Source organism: Aurantibacter sp. UH7, from assembly GCF_056839165.1.
In genome coordinates, this window is sequence record NZ_CM166388.1 from 1181463 (window position 1) to 1201019 (window position 19557).

Annotated in this window: 14 protein-coding genes; 9 read left to right on the forward strand and 5 right to left on the reverse strand. The window is 33.9% G+C overall.

The annotated features are described in order from the left end of the window. Nucleotides 1-1326: a xylose isomerase gene (gene xylA, locus UH7x_RS05135; RefSeq protein WP_482362650.1), complete on the forward strand. Its 1326-nt coding sequence runs from the start codon at nt 1-3 to the stop codon at nt 1324-1326. Nucleotides 1327-1411: 85 nt separating this feature from the next. Here xylA and UH7x_RS05140 read toward each other — a convergent pair whose 3' ends face one another. Further along, nucleotides 1412-2998: a solute:sodium symporter family transporter gene (locus UH7x_RS05140; protein WP_482362651.1), complete on the reverse strand. Its 1587-nt coding sequence runs from the start codon at nt 2996-2998 to the stop codon at nt 1412-1414. Between the two features lie 255 nt (nt 2999-3253). Between UH7x_RS05140 and UH7x_RS05145 the strand changes: the two genes are divergently transcribed. Then, nucleotides 3254-4609 (forward strand): vanadium-dependent haloperoxidase, encoded by a 1356-nt coding sequence (locus tag UH7x_RS05145; protein ID WP_482362652.1) that lies wholly within the window; start codon nt 3254-3256, stop codon nt 4607-4609. A gap of 3 nt (nt 4610-4612) precedes the next feature. Here the strand turns inward: UH7x_RS05145 and UH7x_RS05150 are convergent, their stop codons facing one another. Further along, nucleotides 4613-8320: a metallophosphoesterase gene (locus UH7x_RS05150; RefSeq protein ID WP_482362653.1), complete on the reverse strand. Its 3708-nt coding sequence runs from the start codon at nt 8318-8320 to the stop codon at nt 4613-4615. A 213-nt stretch (nt 8321-8533) separates the two neighbouring features. Between UH7x_RS05150 and UH7x_RS05155 the strand changes: the two genes are divergently transcribed. Beyond that, nucleotides 8534-9721 (forward strand): Pycsar system effector family protein, encoded by a 1188-nt coding sequence (locus tag UH7x_RS05155; protein WP_482362654.1) that lies wholly within the window; start codon nt 8534-8536, stop codon nt 9719-9721. A gap of 47 nt (nt 9722-9768) precedes the next feature. Here the strand turns inward: UH7x_RS05155 and UH7x_RS05160 are convergent, their stop codons facing one another. Further along, nucleotides 9769-12141, reverse strand: coding sequence for a GAF domain-containing protein (locus UH7x_RS05160; protein ID WP_482362655.1), 2373 nt, complete (start codon nt 12139-12141; stop codon nt 9769-9771). A gap of 202 nt (nt 12142-12343) precedes the next feature. Between UH7x_RS05160 and UH7x_RS05165 the strand changes: the two genes are divergently transcribed. Next, nucleotides 12344-13240, forward strand: a complete 897-nt coding sequence (locus UH7x_RS05165) for a metallophosphoesterase (RefSeq protein ID WP_482362656.1) — start codon at nt 12344-12346, stop codon at nt 13238-13240. Between the two features lie 109 nt (nt 13241-13349). Here the strand turns inward: UH7x_RS05165 and UH7x_RS05170 are convergent, their stop codons facing one another. Next, nucleotides 13350-14075 (reverse strand): energy transducer TonB, encoded by a 726-nt coding sequence (locus tag UH7x_RS05170; RefSeq protein WP_482362657.1) that lies wholly within the window; start codon nt 14073-14075, stop codon nt 13350-13352. Between the two features lie 237 nt (nt 14076-14312). Between UH7x_RS05170 and UH7x_RS05175 the strand changes: the two genes are divergently transcribed. Then, on the forward strand, nt 14313-14963 hold the full coding sequence (locus UH7x_RS05175) for a hypothetical protein (protein ID WP_482362658.1): 651 nt from the start codon (nt 14313-14315) through the stop codon (nt 14961-14963). 93 nt (nt 14964-15056) lie between these two features. Here UH7x_RS05175 and UH7x_RS05180 read toward each other — a convergent pair whose 3' ends face one another. Continuing rightward, entirely contained in the window at nt 15057-16394 is a 1338-nt protein-coding gene (locus UH7x_RS05180; protein ID WP_482362659.1) for a Gfo/Idh/MocA family protein, read from the reverse strand. Between the two features lie 323 nt (nt 16395-16717). Between UH7x_RS05180 and aqpZ the strand changes: the two genes are divergently transcribed. The 4 genes from aqpZ to UH7x_RS05200 all read left to right on the forward strand — a co-directional run bounded on the left by aqpZ (nt 16718) and on the right by UH7x_RS05200 (nt 19553). After that, complete coding sequence (aqpZ, locus tag UH7x_RS05185) at nt 16718-17404, forward strand: aquaporin Z (RefSeq protein WP_482363579.1); 687 nt, start codon at nt 16718-16720, stop codon at nt 17402-17404. A gap of 138 nt (nt 17405-17542) precedes the next feature. Further along, a complete protein-coding gene (locus UH7x_RS05190) occupies nt 17543-18004 on the forward strand; it encodes a RidA family protein (protein WP_482362660.1) in 462 nt (153 codons plus the stop codon). Between the two features lie 89 nt (nt 18005-18093). Beyond that, nucleotides 18094-18834, forward strand: a complete 741-nt coding sequence (locus UH7x_RS05195; RefSeq protein ID WP_482362661.1) for a GDSL-type esterase/lipase family protein — start codon at nt 18094-18096, stop codon at nt 18832-18834. Between the two features lie 62 nt (nt 18835-18896). After that, a complete protein-coding gene (locus UH7x_RS05200) occupies nt 18897-19553 on the forward strand; it encodes a hypothetical protein (RefSeq protein ID WP_482362662.1) in 657 nt (218 codons plus the stop codon). Nucleotides 19554-19557 lie beyond the last annotated feature (4 nt).

Genomic DNA, 19557 nt, shown 5'->3' on the forward strand with positions numbered 1-19557 from the left:
ATGGCGCTCATAGGAGACAAAGAATATTTTAAAGGTATAGGCGAAATTAAATTTGAAGGTAAAGAATCTGATAATCCATTTGCTTATAAATATTATAATCCGGAACAGGTAGTAGCTGGTAAAACAATGCGCGAGCATTTTAAATTTGCCGTAGCTTACTGGCATACATTCTGTGGACAAGGGGCAGATCCATTTGGACCTGGCACTCAAAACTTTCCATGGGATCAACCTTCTGATGCAATTGATGCGGCGAAAGCAAAAGCAGATGCAGCTTTTGAATTTATCACTAAACTAGGTGTAGATTATTATTGTTTTCACGATTTTGATTTAATACAAGAAGGAGCAACATTTGCAGAATCTGAAAAAAGAATAGCAACAATTGTTGATATTTTAAAGGGAAAACAAGCCGAATCAGGCGTAAAACTTTTATGGGGTACAGCCAACTGTTTCTCAAATCCGAGATACATGAATGGGGCATCTACCAATCCCGATTTCAATGTTTTGGCGCGCGCTGGTGGACAAATAAAACTAGCCTTGGATGCAACTATTGCACTTAATGGTGAAAACTATGTGTTCTGGGGCGGTCGTGAAGGCTACATGTCTCTTTTAAATACAGATTTAAAAAGAGAATTAGACCATATGGGGCGTTTCTTAGGCATGGCTCGCGATTATGCAAGAAGTCAAGGTTTTAAAGGTAATTTCTTTATTGAACCAAAGCCAATGGAGCCAATGAAACATCAATATGATTTTGACTCGGCTACGGTTGTAGGTTTTCTAAATGAACATGGTTTACAAGACGATTTTAAATTAAACTTAGAGTTCAATCATGCTACTTTAGCAAGCCATACTATGCAACACGAAATGGAAGTTGCTGCTGCTCATGGAATGTTAGGAAGTCTTGACGCTAACCGAGGTGACTATCAAAACGGCTGGGATACTGACCAATTTCCAAACAACATTACCGAAATTACAGAAGCAATGATTACCTTTTTACAAGCTGGTGGGCTACAAGGTGGTGGTGTTAATTTTGATGCCAAAATTAGAAGAAACTCAACTGATATGGATGATGTATTCCATGCACATATCGGCGGTATTGATATTTTTGCTCGTGGTTTACTAACTGCAGATAAAATTCTAAGTTCATCTTCTTATGAGTCGCTTCGCAAAAAACGTTATAGCTCTTTTGATACAGGAAAAGGAAGTGATTTTGAAAATGGTAAATTAGATTTCAACGATCTTTATGAAATAGCAAAAGAAAACGGAGAGCTTGATTTACAAAGTGGTAAACAAGAGCTTTTCGAAAATATTATCAATCAGCATATTTAAACACGATTAATAATATTTCTTTATATAATCTAAAAAATCCGACATCATAGATGTTGGATTTTTTTGGTTTATATAAAAGCCAGACTTACCTAAAAATAATGTAAGTACTTATTACTACTAAAGTAATTAGTAGTCCTGCTGGTTTTACATATTTCCAATCAGTGATATTAACTTCGTTTGTATATTCTTGAATATAATCGGTATCTCTTGGTTTCATTTTACCAATAACCAACATTAAAATTATTGTTAACACAAAAGTAATGGCTTGCATATGTAGCATATGTGGCAACCATTCTACGTCAAAGCCTCTAGACAATATAATGTAGGCAACATAAACTACAAAAGCGAAAACTATACCAACTTTAGCAGCAATTGCAGGCACTCTCTTCGTTAGAAAACCAATAACAATTGCAGACAGAATCGGAATACTATACGCGCCATTTACTTGTTGCAAATAACCAAATAATCCACTTGATGCATAGTAAAGAAAGGGCGCCAATACCATTGCAAATATTGCTAAACCTATACCAAACTTTTTTCCTTTAGACACCACCAGGGCCTCGTTTGCATCTTTATTAATGTACTGTTTGTAAATATCAATACCGTACAACGTTACACAGCTATTTAAAGCGCTATTAAAAGAACTTAAAATAGCTCCAAATAAAACAGCTGCAAAGAAACCAACAAATGCAGGAGGTAAAACCTCTGCCACCAGCTTCGGATACGCCTGATCCGCTCTTTCCAATTGTCCGTCGAACATATGAAAAGCAATAATTCCAGGTAAAACAACTATTATAGGGCCTAAAATCTTAAAAAATGCCGCCAACAATAAACCTTTTTGACCCTCAGCCAAATTCTTAGCACCCAATGCTCTTTGAATAATCTGTTGGTTACTACCCCAGTAGAATAATTGAACCAATACCATTCCTGTAAATATCGTTGCGAAAGGAATACTAGAAGACTCGGAACCTATTGCATTAAACTTCTCAGGGTGTTCAGCCGTTAATTTCGAAAGTCCTCCTAAAATACTACTATCATCACTAATTGCATATAATCCAAAAACAGGAATTAATAAGCCACCTATTAACAAACCAATGGCATTTATACTATCTGATACAGCAACTGCTTTTAGTCCCCCAAAAATGGCATAAACACTACCAATTAAACCAATACTCCATACACAAACCCATATTGAAGCCCATTCCGAGATTCCCAATTTTCCTGGTAAATCAAACATTCCGCTTATCGCTAAAGATCCTGAATAAAGTACGATAGGCAAAAGCACAATTGCATAACCACTAAGAAACAACCCCGACGTCATCGCCTTTGTTGTGGTATCGAACCTACGCTCTAAATAAGTAGGAATTGTACTTATTCCACCTTTTAAATAGCGTGGTAAAAGATAAATAGCGCAGATAACCATTGCTATTGCTGCTAGCGTTTCCCAAGCCATAACAAGAATTCCATCTCGGTACGCATCGCCATTTAGACCAACAATTTGTTCGGTTGACAGGTTTGTTAATAACAAAGATCCAGCAATTACGCCTGCTGTTAGGCTTCTACCACCTAAAAAGTATCCATCAGAAGATTTTTCGTTTGTTGATCTCGTTGCTAAATAGGCAATGACAGCAACTAATACTGTAAAGCCTACAAATGAAAGTATTCCGAACATATAATTTTTGGTTTGATTGTTAGGCTAAATATATCGGATTATTTACTAAAATCTAGGAAATCACTGTTATTTCTGACCACATTTTTAAAAATAGGGCCTCGTTTTAATCGAATTAATAGATAACCTACAACTCATACTTTAGCATTTAACAATAAGACCACTTGACAACCGCGTATTTTAATGTAATATTGCAAAATTAACTCCTAACAATAGGTGCCCATTTATATTATTTTAGATTAAAAATTTTTATAAGTCATGTTGAAAAATATTTTTATACTTGCAACAGTTATGCTGTTTTTGTCTTGTAAAGAAGAAAAGAAAGAAGAATCTATTATTATTTCTCCTGAAGAACTTCATGCATCTGTAGATAAAGTTATAGAAATAATGATTCACGATATTTTTTCGCCTCCAGTAGCAAGCCGAATTTTTGCTTATCCTAATATTGCAGCCTATGAAATTATTGCCCTAGAAAACCCAAAATATATTTCATTAGCAACACAGGTTACAGATTTAAAAGCAATACCAAAACCCAAAGAAAATACAACTATTAATTACCAAATGGCTGCGCTTGTTGCGCATATGGAACTTAGTAAAAGACTAATTTTTTCGGAAGATAGAATGGAAGCTTTACGCGACAGCCTATATAATAATTGGAATTCTAAAAATCCAACACTCTTTAACACCTCAAAAACTTATGGCCTTGAGGTGGCGGATCATATTGGTAATTGGATGGGTAAGGATAATTATGCCCAAACACGCACCATGCCTAAATTTACAGTGGATGTTGAGGACGAAACAAGATGGCAACCAACACCACCAGCATATCATGAAGGGATAGAACCACATTGGGATAAAATAAGACCTTTTGTTATAGATTCGGCTTCACAATTTAAACCAATTCCTCCTCCAAAATTTTCATTGGAAAAAGATTCAGATTTTTATAAAGAACTTATAGAGGTGTACAATATAAGTAATGAAATCACCAAAGAAGGTGATACTTCAGACGGCGTAGCAATTGCACAATTTTGGGACTGTAACCCCTATGTTTCTGTAACAAGAGGACATTTAATGTTTGCGACAAAAAAAATAACTCCAGGTGCACATTGGATTGGAATAACCAAAATTGCTAGCAGAAAAACAAACAGTGATTTTGACAAAACTTTATATGCTTACACAAAAACCTCAATGGCTATTGCTGATGCTTTTATTAGTTGTTGGGATGAAAAGTATAGAAGCAATTTAATACGCCCCGAGACACTAATTAATCAGCATATTGATGAAAGTTGGCAACCAATTTTACAGACACCACCTTTTCCAGAATACACTAGTGGACATAGTGTTGTTTCTGGTGCAGCGGGAACCGCACTAACTGAAATTTTCGGCGACAATTTTTCATTTGACGATGATACCGAATTACCTTATGGTTTACCTGTTCGTAGTTTTGAATCGTTTAACGCAGCTGCGAATGAAGCGGCCATTAGTAGAATGTATGGTGGTATCCATTACAGAGCTGCAGTAGAAGTTGGAGTAAAACAAGGTCGTGATTTAGGACAGTTTGTTTTAGACAATCTTAAAATGACTACTGATTCAGATATGGCATCAACGAAATAATAATCAAAAGCCAAAACCTAGCCCAAACGAAAATCTCAGACCATCATCACTATTAAATAACGCAAAATTCAAAGACAATATATCTACTGCATTCAAGAAAAATCCTCCCCCATATGAGGTATGCCATTGATTAGAATCTTGATCAGTAATCCACACTCTGCCGTAATCAAAACCACCAAATAGCCCCATAGACATTGGTAAAATTCCAGTCTTTATTTTACGTAAACTATATCTAAGGTCGGTATTTTGATAATATGAAATTTTACCCGTAAAACGTTGGTTTCTATAACCACGAAGACCATCAACCCCACCAATACTCGCTCCTTGGTAAAACTCAAACCCATCTCCCAAATTAAAATGCGCCTTCCATTTTGTTGCCAATACAAGTCTACCGTTTGGTATCAGTTTATGATCAATAGAAAGACTAGGAACTATATAACCAAAATTTTCTCCTTCTGAAGAAACAGACGTTTTATATCCGAGCAGCAGTGATGTTGACATACCTATAGTTGGAAACGCAGCATTATCTGTATTCGAATAATCATACTCACTTTCAACACCTACAAAATCTTTTTGATTTTCTTCTCCGTTAGCCACATAGAATGTATTTACGAAGCGGTTTTCTGTTTCTTCAACTTCAATACTTTCATAAGTAATACCTGTACGAAATTTTGACCCCATATCTCCGCGCCATACTATTGAAGGAGCCAAACGAATTTTTTCAATTTTTACACGATTATAATCAAGCTCTAAATCATCATCAAAATTTTCTGTTTCATTACCATAACCAAAAAAGTTAATACTAAAATTAGGACTAGTAAACTTCGCATCGAACTCGAAATTTGCCTTCCCAAAAACATTCGCAAACTCACCTTTATAACCAAAATCAAAACCTTGAGTCGCAAAGTAGAAAGCTGCATTTATAGTGTGTTGACTTGTAAAAGGATTCTGTTTAAATCCGTTTTTAGTATACACATTAGAAAAACCAATTCTAAAGCCATCATCCGGATTTGAACCTATTGTAGGTACAAATTGGTTCGCACTACTTTTTAGTTTAATGGGTTGATAGGTGTTTGTTTCGTAGTCATTACTTAACCGAATTCTAGCACCTTCTTTATTCTCAAAGGTATTGTTCTTCAATTTTTGATCGTAGATATTAACACCTTTACTGTCCACAATATTGTAAATATCATTATTATGGCCACCAACAATTCTAATTTTGCTATTATTCGATTTTATACCACTAACATCAAACCGATCATCGTCATCTAAACCATATATCCATATTTCTTTGGTGATTTTAGGATTGAACGTTTTTTTAAAAAACTGTTTTCCTTTTTCACCTTTCTTTATTCGATTACCAACAACTTCTGTTTCTCCAGTTGGCAATCCTGTAATGGAAAATAAATCGTCCTTATCGGTCCCCACAACTATAGCGTACTTATTTAGTATATTATAATATTCTCTAGCTGTTTGTAATAAACCTTTTTTACGGGCTAAAAGTTTTTTCTTTATGATCGCTAGGCGTTCATTTTGTATTTCCTCCGGAAATTGTTCAAAAGCTGAGTCAACAATCTGAGGAGTAATATTTTTTTGAATATAGGCTGTTTGTTCTTCCCATTCTATTAATTCGGTTTCAGGCAACAACACCATGTCTAAAGCAAATGCTTTCGGTGAACCATTAAAACCTTTTACGCTTCGTATTTTTTCATTAAATCCTTCCATTAAAGTCAAACCAGGAATTGCCCTTGTCGCCAAATTCATAAAGAAACCATCTCCCATTTCCGAATAAACCTGATCTCGATCGCGTGGCACTGGTTTATAAACAACTTCATCCTTCTGCTTATCCTCAAACTCTGCCCATCGCCATTGATCGGTATGGCGATCCCAATCACCAATCATCATGTCAAACAAACGTGCCCGAATATATGCGGCTTTATCTACAGTATATTCTTCATCTTTACGCAATTTTTTAAGCAAATCATCCGTACTAATCATCTTATTTGCATGCCCAAAACTAGCTTGGTCGCCATGACCATCATCAGTTCGCTCTTCAATCATATAAAGCTCATCTCCAAATTCATCGTTGTAATCACCAATGGCATCCTGTTTAGGAATGTAATACAATATAGGATTGGTATGATATATGCCAACGGCATCAGATAATGTGCCAACAGTAAAAGGTGCATAAGGATGAGATCCTGTGTAAAAATCTAACAACAACTCCTCTGTGTAGGTCCCTTCAAAATCTCCTACTACATATTGATCTTTAAAGGCCATAGCTTGTAAATAAACCTCTGCACTTTTTTTAAGTGCTCGCATTACGTACTCCTTCCCTTCAGGATTAACTAACCGTAAAGATTTTGATTGATGTCCTCCACCTTTTCGCATTACTCTTAAACCTCCAAATAAGGTATCTAAATCAATTGTTGGAGCTGTGACTTCAGTTGAATATATATCGCGATAACGATCACCCCAAAACCACTTAAACAACCCACTTTTATCTGTTTCCTCTTTAGTATAAATTGATGCTTTAACTGTTGATGGAAAGTTTTTAAGAAAGTGTTGACCAATTCCTTTTTTATCGGCCTTTAAAACATTTGTAGCAAACAAATCTTCTTCTTTATCATTATCATCTACTCCATAGAAATAAACATTAGAGGAACCATCTTCATATACCTCTAATTTTGCGTAACCCATTTCACCTGTTGAAAACTGACTCCCATTCAACAACTTAGTAGCCTCTTGTTTGGAGCCAGAGCCACTAATAATTTGTGGAGTATTATTCTCAACTATATATTGAAGCGAATGTTCATGACCCGAAACAAATATTACTTTTTCTGAGTACTGTGCCAACGTAATTAATCGTCTTCGCATTTCGTTATATCGCTTGTTCGATATATCTTGATGTGAAGTTCCAGTTGTTTTCCTTAATAAATTTATTACCGAACCAATAATGGGTAATGGTAAATTAGAATTTGTTGGAAACATATGTTGCTTAAATGAATATTGACCACCATGGTTTCCATAAGTGGACATTGGATGATGTGCCGCGATTAAGGTCGTTTTGTTAGCATTCTTTTTAATTAAACCTTCTATTTCTTCAAAGAATTTTTCACGGTCTTTAATCTCACAATGGTCATTCATATTTGGATGATTGTCCCAATTTGTTAAATACCACTCTGTATCAATAACAATTACAACAACATTATCATTGATTTCAATTTTTTCTATTGGACAACCATCTTCAGGAAAAAACACATCTTTACTATCCAGTTTATCCTGTATATAATCTTGTTGACGCTCAAGGCCCTCAAGCCCATTAGAGTACCAATCATGGTTTCCTGGTATAAAAAGTGACTTTCCCTTAAAATCTTCTAAAGATTTTAATTGAGCATCCAAACTATTTTTAGCTTTAAGGTAATTTTTATGATTCTCAGAAGGTAATCCTGCAGGGTATATATTATCACCAAGAAAAATAGCGGTACTATTTTCATCAGCTTTTTTCAATCGCTCTTTAAAAAGCTTCAGATTCTTATTTAATCCTCCCATAGGCGATTTACCTGCATCACCTATAAGATAAAAAGCATGAACAGGCTTGGTTATGTTACTATCCAATATCTCCAATTTTTCGTGAGCATATTTTGTCTTTTGAGTAGCACAACTACTCAAAAAAAGCATAAACAAAATAATAAGGTAGAAATTCTTCATATAGAATAGTTGGTTGCCTTTTCTAATTTTTAGCAAACTACAAAATAACCGCATAGAACTGATTATTCAAAAGTATTAGACGTAATTAATTATTATAATTACTATTAAAGCGAAATCATCCAACATCAACTATACATGAAAAACAATTAAATATACTGCGTAATCATTCTTCAAATTTAAAATTTTGTAATTTGGATGTTTCAACTATATATTATGTCCGAAATAATTGATAAAGCTGAACAGTTCTCTAGCAATTTATTATCAAATAAGCTTGATTCAAAATACTTATATCATAATTTAAAACATACCCAGCGTATTGTTAAAAGTACTAAAGAATTAATAGCTGCTAATAAATTAGATGACACCACGAAAGAACATCTATTAATAGCCGCTTGGTTACATGATACTGGTTATACAATGGGACCAAACGACCATGAAGAAAGTAGTTGTAAAATAGCCCACAAATTTCTAGTAGATAATGGCTATGATTCTGAAGGCATAAAAAAGGTTGAAAAAATTATTCTAGCAACAAAAAGAAATTACAAACCTCAAACACTTTCGGAACAAATAATTCGAGATGCCGATTGTTCTCATTTCGGACAAAGAAGCTATTTTGAAACTACAGAATATTTAAGAGAAGAATTAGCATTATTAGGTTTAGCCGAATTTTCAAGTAAAAAATGGCGTGATGTTAATATAGATATGTTAGAAAATGAGCATTCTTTTTATACCGATTATGCTAAAGAAAACTGGCAAGAAACGAAGAATCAAAACATAAAGACGCTTATAAAAGATAAAAAGAACGAAAAAGCAATTGCCAAAAAAGAACAATTAAAGGCAAAGTATAAAAATGAAAGTCCGGATCGGGGTATTCAAACATTGTTTAGAGTAACACTTAAAAATCATATTACATTAAGTGATATTGCCGATACAAAGGCTAATATTTTACTTTCTGTAAATGCTATTATTATCTCTGTAGCATTGGCTAATTTAATTCCGAAATTAGATAATCCATCAAATGCTTATCTTATATACCCTTCCGCAATTTTTGTGATTTTTAGTGTAGTCTCAATGGTCATGGCTGTTTTAGCCACAAGACCAAATATTACCAGTGGTAAGTTCACAAAAAAAGACGTAGAAGACAAAAAGGTGAATCTGTTGTTTTTTGGAAATTTTCATAAAATGAGCTTAGCTGAATACGAGTGGGCAATTCAAGAATTGGTAAAAGACAAAGAATATATCTACAGTTCGCTTACAAAGGATTTATATTTTTTGGGATTGGTATTGAATAGAAAGTATAAAATACTACGTTGGACCTATACCGTATTTATGGTAGGTATAATTATCTCGGTTCTGGCGTTTGGCATCTCATTTCACTTTGCCGATTTTTCAAGTACGTAGAATCAAATTGCTTTTGTAATTACAATTGTAATTGAAAATAAAAGTAATTAGGCTTTCAGCTCTTCCATTAAATCATCATAAGTATACGTTGTTTCCGACTTTTTATTTTTTTTGTATAAGATTTCGGCCCGTATTGCTTTTAATCCAGATACACCTTGTAACCCTTGTAATTCTACAATTTCTATTTTACCTGTGAAGTAACCTTTTGATTTTAAAAACTTGATATATCTTAAATATTCTAGTTCATCGCTTTTTTGAGAATAAACGATAACCATTTTACCAGTTTGAGTAAGTCTTTCATTAGTACCTTTTATAAAAGATTTATCGATACGTTTTTTTATGATTTCATACCTGGCATTGTAAGTACCGTCCACATCAAATTGCTTTTCATCCATTCTAAAACGAATAGATAAAGAGGTATTATAAACTAAAATTAGAGAAGCTACATCTAATGGCACTGGTAAATCTGGTTTTAAGCGGTAATGTGTATTTTCCATATCACACATAACTTGCAATTGCCATAAACGCAAATTGTTTAAATACAATGGTTCATAGCTTCGGCTACCAGTAATGCTATCACCAATGTACATGTTATGTTCAACACCATCGGTTTTATATCGCTCAAAAAAATGAGGATACATGGCTTGTGCCTTTAGCTGCTTTTTATCAATTACAGAAGCCAATTTTTTATTAATAATCATCACACTTTTATCATAGTTTTTTCTATGATCATAGTAAGAATTCGTTTCCTCATCAATCATTGCTTCATAATCCTCTACAAGTGATGCTACATTAGTATTCTGAGTTCTAAGATGTTTAAAAATTGGAATGACCTCCTTATTAACAAAATTATAAATTGCCTGTTCACTATTTGTATGCAAAGATTCTTTGATTTCATCTAGATGATTACCAACTCTAAAAATTAGTTCTTCATAAATAGGCAACTTAGCTTGTTGCCAAACCGCTGTTAACACACTACTTATTGTTGACAATTGAATCATAAGGTCACGCTGTATTGCTTCATTTCTAGCTTTTGAAGAATCGCGTATATCAATTTGACCATATAACGGGCTAACGTCATTAAAAACAATTTCATTAAATGATGGTTGTAAGCCTAAATTACTTTCTTTTATAAATTTCTTAGCTTCCTCTTGAAATTTCCAATAAACTGAAGAATGAACAGATGTGCATTCGTTTTGTATTACGGCATCTATCAAATTTTCTTCTTCTGCCTTTGCACGAAGTACTGCCGAAATAATATAAGGCATAATTTGATCAAGCCTTTGTGCATTTATACTATTAAGCTCTCCTTTGTTTGGCGATGTTATTTCTAAAACGCCTAACAATTCAGTATCACTAGCTATAGGAGCGAAAATAGCACTCTTAAAACCTTCTTCCTTTAGGTTTTTATAAAGTACAGCGCCCTCCGTAGAGTTAAACATCCTATCAACGTCAGAAATTGCCAAATACTGATTGTCGCCTAACAAGGTCTGATAAGACTCGTCACATAATACAGTATGACATGAAACAAAATCTTGATTCTGTAATAAAACACTTCTAGCATTTTTACCAAGAACGTGCTCAAATTGGTTATCTAATGGATTATAAACAACGAAACTTGCATTAACACCCTTTAAATTAAAAAATGAACGGAATGTTTCTGTGAATTTTTCTAAAATAACATTATCGCTACCAGTATCTTTTGATATAAGATTAGACTTAATTTCAGAAATAGAATGTTCGGTAGTAACATCGAACATATTCATAACAATAAAACCTCTTGAAATAAAACTATTTGGTGGAATTTTCTCTTTCCATAATTTCACATCATTATAGCTATCTAATAATTCTTCAATATCACTCTTAGATAGTTTCAAAGCCTTATCAGTTGGTAGTATCTCAATAAAATCTGCATTATACAAAATACGATAATGCTTCATTATTCCATTTGCATCTGGAATATCATAGAAAAATGGTCTTTTAAAGTCAACATTAATTCCATAATAAAAATTAAGAATTACGGAACATGCTAAGACGTACATTTCATCATCTGGCAACTCACGCATTCGTGGTATAAAATCTAACCCCGCATCTTTTATTATTTGTTGAAAACGTTCAGATGAATTAAAAACGATATCCTCATAAGGCAGAGATGCTGCTTTAATTTCATTTTTGGTTAACACTTCTGGAAAAGAATCACGTAACATCAACTGAATTAATCTCTCATGTTTTTGCAACAATGAAATATCAGTAAAGCCCTCTCTTAATTCAGGATAAGGTTTTTGTGCCTTCAAGATGTATTTAGCTCTTTCAGCTAAAAATTCATCATCTCCCTCTGCTACAATTTCATAATGTTTCAATAATTTATTGAAACTTACAAATTGCTGCATTGGTAGTTCTTTGGCTTCTAAAAATCCCATGCTTTATTTGACGTTAAGATTGGGATAAAATTACAACATAATTAACATAATTATGTTAAAGTACGTCAATCAGTACTTTTCAACAGTTAATAGGTGTCTACGCAATAAAACTAGGAGTTTATTAAGTGTACTTGATTTATTTAAAATGATTAAATACCATATTTTTCGCACGTTTTTTCGCATATTTATATAAAAATTATTCATGTCATCGGATTCTAGATTAACCCGCGCTTATGAAAATGCCAAAACGGTACCCTTTGATGACAATTCAAAATTTATTCTTTTTAGCGATTGTCATCGTGGTGATAATAGTTTTGCAGATGAATTCGCAAATAACAGAAATATTTACTTCCATGCCTTAAAACACTATTATTTAGAGGGATTTCAGTATTTTGAATTAGGTGATGGCGATGAGTTATGGGAAAATATATACTTTGAATCTATTTTTGAAGCACATAAAAATGTTTACAAATTACTTAAGCAATTTCACTTAGAAAACAGATTGCATATGATTTGGGGAAATCATGATATGGTGTATAAAGACCCAAACTATGTAAAAAAAAATCTTTCCAGCTATTTTGAACCTATTGATGATAAAGACAAAGAACTCTTTGAAGGTATTACTTACAATGAAGCTATTATTTTAAAACATGCAGAAAACAATCAGGAAATATTCTTAACACATGGCCATCAGGCCGATTGGTGGAATTATACTTTTTGGCGTTGGGGCAGATTTTTAGTTCGTGTTTTATGGAAACCTCTACAAGTATGGGGCATTGCTGATCCAACTAGTCCCGCTAAAAACTATACAGAACTTAGAAAGATTGAACGTCGATTAAAGAAATGGATATTATCTAAAAACTTACTACTAACGGTAGTAGGTCATACACACCGACCGAGATTTCCGGAACCAGGACAGATACCATTATTTAATGACGGCAGCTGTGTACACCCAAGGAGCATAACCGGTATTGAAATAGAAAATGGACAAATTTCATTAATTAAGTGGCAAATTTCAACTACAGAAGATGGCACATTAAAAGTAACTCGCATATTACTTGAAGGGCCACAGAATTTAGCCGATTACATTGATAATTAATCTCAAAAATACAATTGAGTAATTTTCATTTAACAAAACAAAGAATTAATATTCTCTGATATAAGAATAGTTCTATTTTAGAATCTTACAAACTAGAATTAAGCCCTTTCTATTCTTCCAATTTAAAATTGATTGGAATGCTATAAGGCACGTTCACTGCCTTTCCGCGTTGTTGCCCTGGAGTCATTTTAGGCAATGCCACTATTATACGCTTGGCCTCCTGCTCTAAATTTTGATCAGGACCCCTCATTCTTACTCTAGTAATTTTCCCTTTTGAATCTATCACAAACTGCACATAAACACGACCCTGAATATTCATTTCCATAGCAATAGTGGGATATCTAAATTCTTTTCTTACATGTTCTTGAATTTTTTCCTGAAAGCACTTTCTACGTTCATCATTACTGGTCAAATGATCACAACCAGGATATACAGGCACATTTTCGATAACCGAGAACGGCACTGTAATTTCTTCTTCAACTTCCTCCACCTCCACCTCATCAACCTCCATCACTGCACTCACCTCTGTATCTTGATTAATTTCGGTACTTTCAATAATGGTTTCTTCAATTTCTTCAGCATCCTCTACAATTTCAATAATCTCGGGAGCGGCAGGCGGTGCTGCTGGCGGAGGCATCTTAATAGTTTCAGTAATCGGCACATCTTCTTTTAAGTCATCGGCAATATTCAAATGCTCTTCAAATGTATCTATTGTTTCATAGGTCTTATATTCGAGAGCTCGCCATGTTAAAAAAAGCACTAGCGCTAAACCAATTACAAAAAAAAGACTGCTATCTCTGTTTAAATCTACATTTGGATTCTTTTTTACTTCCATGATAATAATATTTAATTATCTGAAATTAAAATACTTAGATGAAAATTACTATGATATTTATCAGCTCAGTTAGATTAGTTTCCAAAACTTCAATATGCTACAGTGAAACCTTATTTGGGAATATTTTTTATTCTAAAATCAACCTTACATTTCTCTATTTACAATCAGTGCAAGAAATTACAAGAGTTCAAAATTGACTATTTTTGGCTTACACTAACACATTTAACTATTTACAAAATGCTAAAAAAGACGATTGCTATTACTTTAGTTTCCTTATTATTTGTATCCTGTTGGAAAAATAAAAGTCCTGAAGATTTAATACGTTTAAAAGATAAATTTAAATCATCAGTTTCGTCTTTTGAAAAAAAGAAAGAAACAGCAAATAAAAATGTTAATAAAGGATTAGAAACGCTTAATGCACTTAAAACAGCCTTAGAAGACACCAAAAATGAAGACAAAGAATTTGCAAAAGTTTATGGTGATTGGGAGAAGGTAAATAAACGTGTAGAAAATCTAAATAAAGAATACGAAGACCTCAAGGAACATGCTTCCAATCTATTTACTGCTATGGATACACAAACCAATAGCTTAAGTGACGAAACTAGTAAAAAAACATTGCTTTCAGCAATAGAAAAAGCCCGTACTAAATACAACGGTACACTTACCAATACATCTAAGGCAATTGAAAAATTACGCTTATTACATGGTGATGCTGTAGAGGTAGTTAAAGCTTTGGAAGTAGCTGCTGCATTAAATTCCTTTGATAACATTAACGACCAAATGAAAAGTATAGAAGGCCGCGTAGATGGAATTATGCAAGAATTAAATTTTGCTGTTGTAGAAAGCAAAAAACTTTATGAAAAGAAAATTACTGAGTTAGGAGAATAAACTCGTTTTTCATAATTAAAACAAAAAGGGAAGAAATGTATTTTTCTTCCCTTTTTCCATTTATATACCCCTTATACGAGGCTTAATGGCTAATTATACATTTTCAGGCACTTCAAAACCTGGTCGATAATTACGTCTCAACATTTTATCAGCTTCCGTATCACCTACAAAAGATTCTGATTTAGGATTAAATGTAAGTACGCGATCCAATCGATAAGCAATATTTCCTAAATGTGCTAAACCTGATGATAAATGCGCCGTTTCAACTGGTCCATTTAATATTGAAGAATCCCGTGTTTTTACCGCTTCTATAAAATTAGCAAAATGTCCATCTGTACCTCCATCGCCACGATCCATTCCGCTACCAGATGGTCCACCATCTTCTCCAGATTTGCCAGGAGTTCGATCTTTACCTAAATAGGTTTTGTATTTATCATATCCATCTACAACAAGAATACCCTTATCACCATAGAAAATATTACCCACAGTTGCTCCATCTTCAGTATTTGTACACCATGGACGAACTTCAAATTGTATAATTTTTCTTTCTTCTGGATAATTATAGACAGAAGTTAGAACCTCAGGTACTTCTTTGCAATCATCCCAAAGAAATTTACCACCCATAGAAGTAATCTTAGTGGGAAGTCCAACATCCAGACCCCACATGCATAAATCTGTTTCATGAATACCTTGATTCCCAACATCACCATTACCATAATCCCAATGCCAATGCCAATTGTAATGCACTAAGTTTTTAGTAAAAGGGCGTTTTTGAGCAGGACCAGTCCATAAATCATAATCGATTCCTTTAGGAACAGGTGAAAATCCTTGATCACCTATATCACCTCTCCAACGAAAAACAAGACCACGAGCCATATAAACTCTTCCAATATAGCCGTCACGCATTAATTCTATAGCCTCATTTACTGCAGGTGAACTTCTTAACTGTACACCATGTTGTACAATACGATTGTATTTATGCGCGGCTTCAACCATTTTACGACCTTCCCATATATTATGTGAACCTGGTTTTTCAACATAAACATCTTTACCAGCTTGACAGGCCCAAATTACAGACAACGCATGCCAATGGTTTGGTGTAGCAACACTTATAACATCGATATCTTTATTATCCATAATCCTTCTAAGATCCTGTTCTAAAGACACATCTTTATTATAGGTTTCTTTAAAGGATTTTTGACGCTCTCGTAACAAGTTCATATCGGGATCACATAAATGAGTAATTCGAACATTGTCTTGTACCATAAGACTTTTAATATGGCTTTTACCGCGACCATTAACTCCTAAAACTGCGGCATTAATTCGGTCATTCGCACCAAAAACACTTGCCGAAATTATCGTCGGCGCAGTAATTACTGCAGAACTAGCGACAGCGGTTTTCTTGATAAAAGACCTCCTAGTTGATTTCATTTTTATTGGTTTTAAATTATACATTTCGGCTACAATCTAAATTTAGCTTTTGATTACATAAAAAGCACAATACTCAGATTCAAGCTCGATAATAACACTAGAAAGTTACTACAAATAATGATTCCGTTAACGTTAACGGAACTTTTTTTTTGTTAAATTTCTTAAACTCGTAGTTCATTTTCAATTTTAAACCTTAAAGTAATACACAATGAAAAGCTTTAAATTTTATTATATTCTAATATTAATCTGTATAAATTGTTGATTTCTTTATTTTTACATTAAATTGTTATGATTATTTTAATAACCATTAAAACCCTCGAATGATGAAAAAATTAGTAGCTGAATTTATTGGAACCCTCTGGTTAGTGCTAGGTGGGTGCGGTAGTGCTGTACTCGCAGCAGGATTTCCAGAACTTGGTATTGGATTTGCAGGAGTAGCCCTTGCCTTTGGGCTTACTGTTGTTACAATGGCCTATGCCATTGGTCATATTTCAGGATGCCACTTAAACCCAGCGGTATCAATTGGACTTTGGATGGGCGGAAGATTCGATGCGAAAGATTTAATCCCATATATCGTTGCACAAGTACTTGGCGGCATTGCAGGTGCCGGGATTTTGTATTTAATTGCTACCAATCAGGTAAATTTTGAAGTTGGAGGATTTGCAGCCAACGGATTTGGAGAACATTCGCCTGGCGGATTTAATATGACAGCTGCATTAATTACAGAAGTTGTGATGACCTTTATATTCTTATTTGTAATCTTAGGTGCGACACACTCCAAAGCTCCAAAGTATTTAGCTGGTTTAGCAATTGGCCTATGTTTAACTCTAATACATTTAATAAGTATACCAGTCACCAATACTTCAGTAAACCCAGCAAGAAGTACAAGCCAAGCCCTTTTTGCGGACGGCGGATGGGCAATGGGTCAATTATGGTTATTCTGGGTAGCCCCTATTGTTGGTGCTATTCTCGCCGGTTTAGTTTACAAATATCTTTCTCCTGAAAATTAATTAACCAATTTTTAAACCATTAAAAAGACCTCTTAGTAGGTCTTTTTTTTTGCCATTTTTAAATCAAAAATACGAGTAGCTACTAATTTTAGCCTGCAATATGTTATATTTAAAAATACAATAATCTAAATTTTTATAATGCATACTCCTTCAGAAAGAATCAAGGCTTTAGGCTTAATATTACCACCAGCTCCACCACCGGCTGGCCTCTACAAACCAGTATTAGTAGTTGGCAATTTTCTTTACATATCTGGTCAAGGACCAATGAAAACAGACGGCACTTTAATGGTCGGTCGTGCAGGTGATGATATGAATATTGAACAAGCAAAATTAGGAGCACGACAGGTTGGACTTACTATGTTGGCTACTATAGAAGCACATTTTGGAAGTGTAGATAAAATAAAACGCATAGTTAAAACATTAGGCATGGTAAATTCTACTCCAGATTTTGGAGACCAACCTTTAGTAATTAATGGCTTTAGTGAGTTAATGTCTGAAGTTTTTGGTGCTGATAATGGTGTTGGCGTACGAAGCGCCGTTGGCATGATTCTTCCTAGTGGAATACCTGTTGAAGTTGAAGCCATGTTTGAATTACATTAAAATCAATGCACAATAGATTCCATTTTAATTTAACTTTTTAGACACAAATAAAACAAGTAACAATCCGTTACTTTAGTAAACACCTTATTATGAATAGGCGCCAATTTATAGAGCATTCCCTTTTAGCATTCGCCGGAACTACATTAATTGGTTGTGTAGAAGACAAAAAGGTGCCATTTGATAAAAACCAAGTTGTCGGTTGTTTTGGAGACAGTATTACTGCTAGTCAGGATGGTTATGTAAAAATGTTACAAGATAAACTTGATATCCTAAAACCAGATTTAAACCTAAAGTTTTTGAATTACGGGCGGTCAAGTGAAACTATTACAGGCCTCACTGAAAAAGTACACCCGGGTCCGAGACCCTTTCTTTTTGATCGCTTGGATATCGAACTTAAAAAAGCACCAATTGATATCGCATTCTTTTGCTATGGTATTAATTGTGGCATTTATGGTCCACCTTCAGAAAAATTATTTAACACTTATAAAGAAGGTCTCGAAACCTTTTTAGATCAAATGAAAAAAGAAAAGGTAGGAGTAGTTTTATTAACGCCACCGCCTATAGCATTAGATGTGGTTTCAAAAATACAAACCAACGCTATCGATGATTATGGGTATTTAAATCCATATCCCGAATATGAAACCGAAGTACTTAAAGAGTTTGAAAACATAGTATTATCAACAAAACATGCTGCTGTAATTGAGAAAATAGACATACATACACCACTTTTTAAAAATCGATTTGATTGTTATGATTCTGACCCAATACACCCAAATCAAAAAGGTCACCAGCTTATTACCAGTACAATCATCGAAAAAATATGGTTTTAACAACGCTTTAAGTTGCTGTGGCAAGGTATTTGTTATCTTTATTGGCGTATAAATTGCTAAAAATGTCGGCGAGGTATTTATTCTTATTTTCTTTTATACTACTGTCATACAGCAGTTTTGCTCAAGGCGGTGATCTACCTGTTAATAATCCTATAAAAATTGAAGCTGCCAACAAATTAGATGAAAAAGGCACACAACAAAAAGGAACTTCTTTAAACATACCTTCCGTAATTGACAAAGAACCGATTGTTGATGAAGATTTATCAAATAAGAAAAACCCTGTTAGCATGTTACCAAAAAGAAAATTGGTACAAGCTGGCGAAGGAATGAAGATTGATTCTAAAGTGAGAAACAATTACGATAAAGAAGGAACAAGTCAACATTTTGGAAATCAATATTTAGGGGATATAAAAAACAATGGAAAGTTTATTGGTATTGTATGTAGAGATCATGAGTATGTTGATGGTGACCGCGTAAAAATATCTGTCAATGGACATGTTGTGGATGCAAACATTCTCTTAACCGGAGGTTTTAAGGGTGTAAATGTAGATTTAGCAGAAGGCTTTAATCGCATAGAATTTGAAGCCCTTAATGAGGGTACATCTAGCCCAAATACAGCGCAAGTAGATGTTTATGACGACCAAGGAAGAATTATATATTCTAATAAATGGTTATTATCAGAAGGTTCGGTCGCCACTTTTATAGTAACAAAAGAGTAAATTT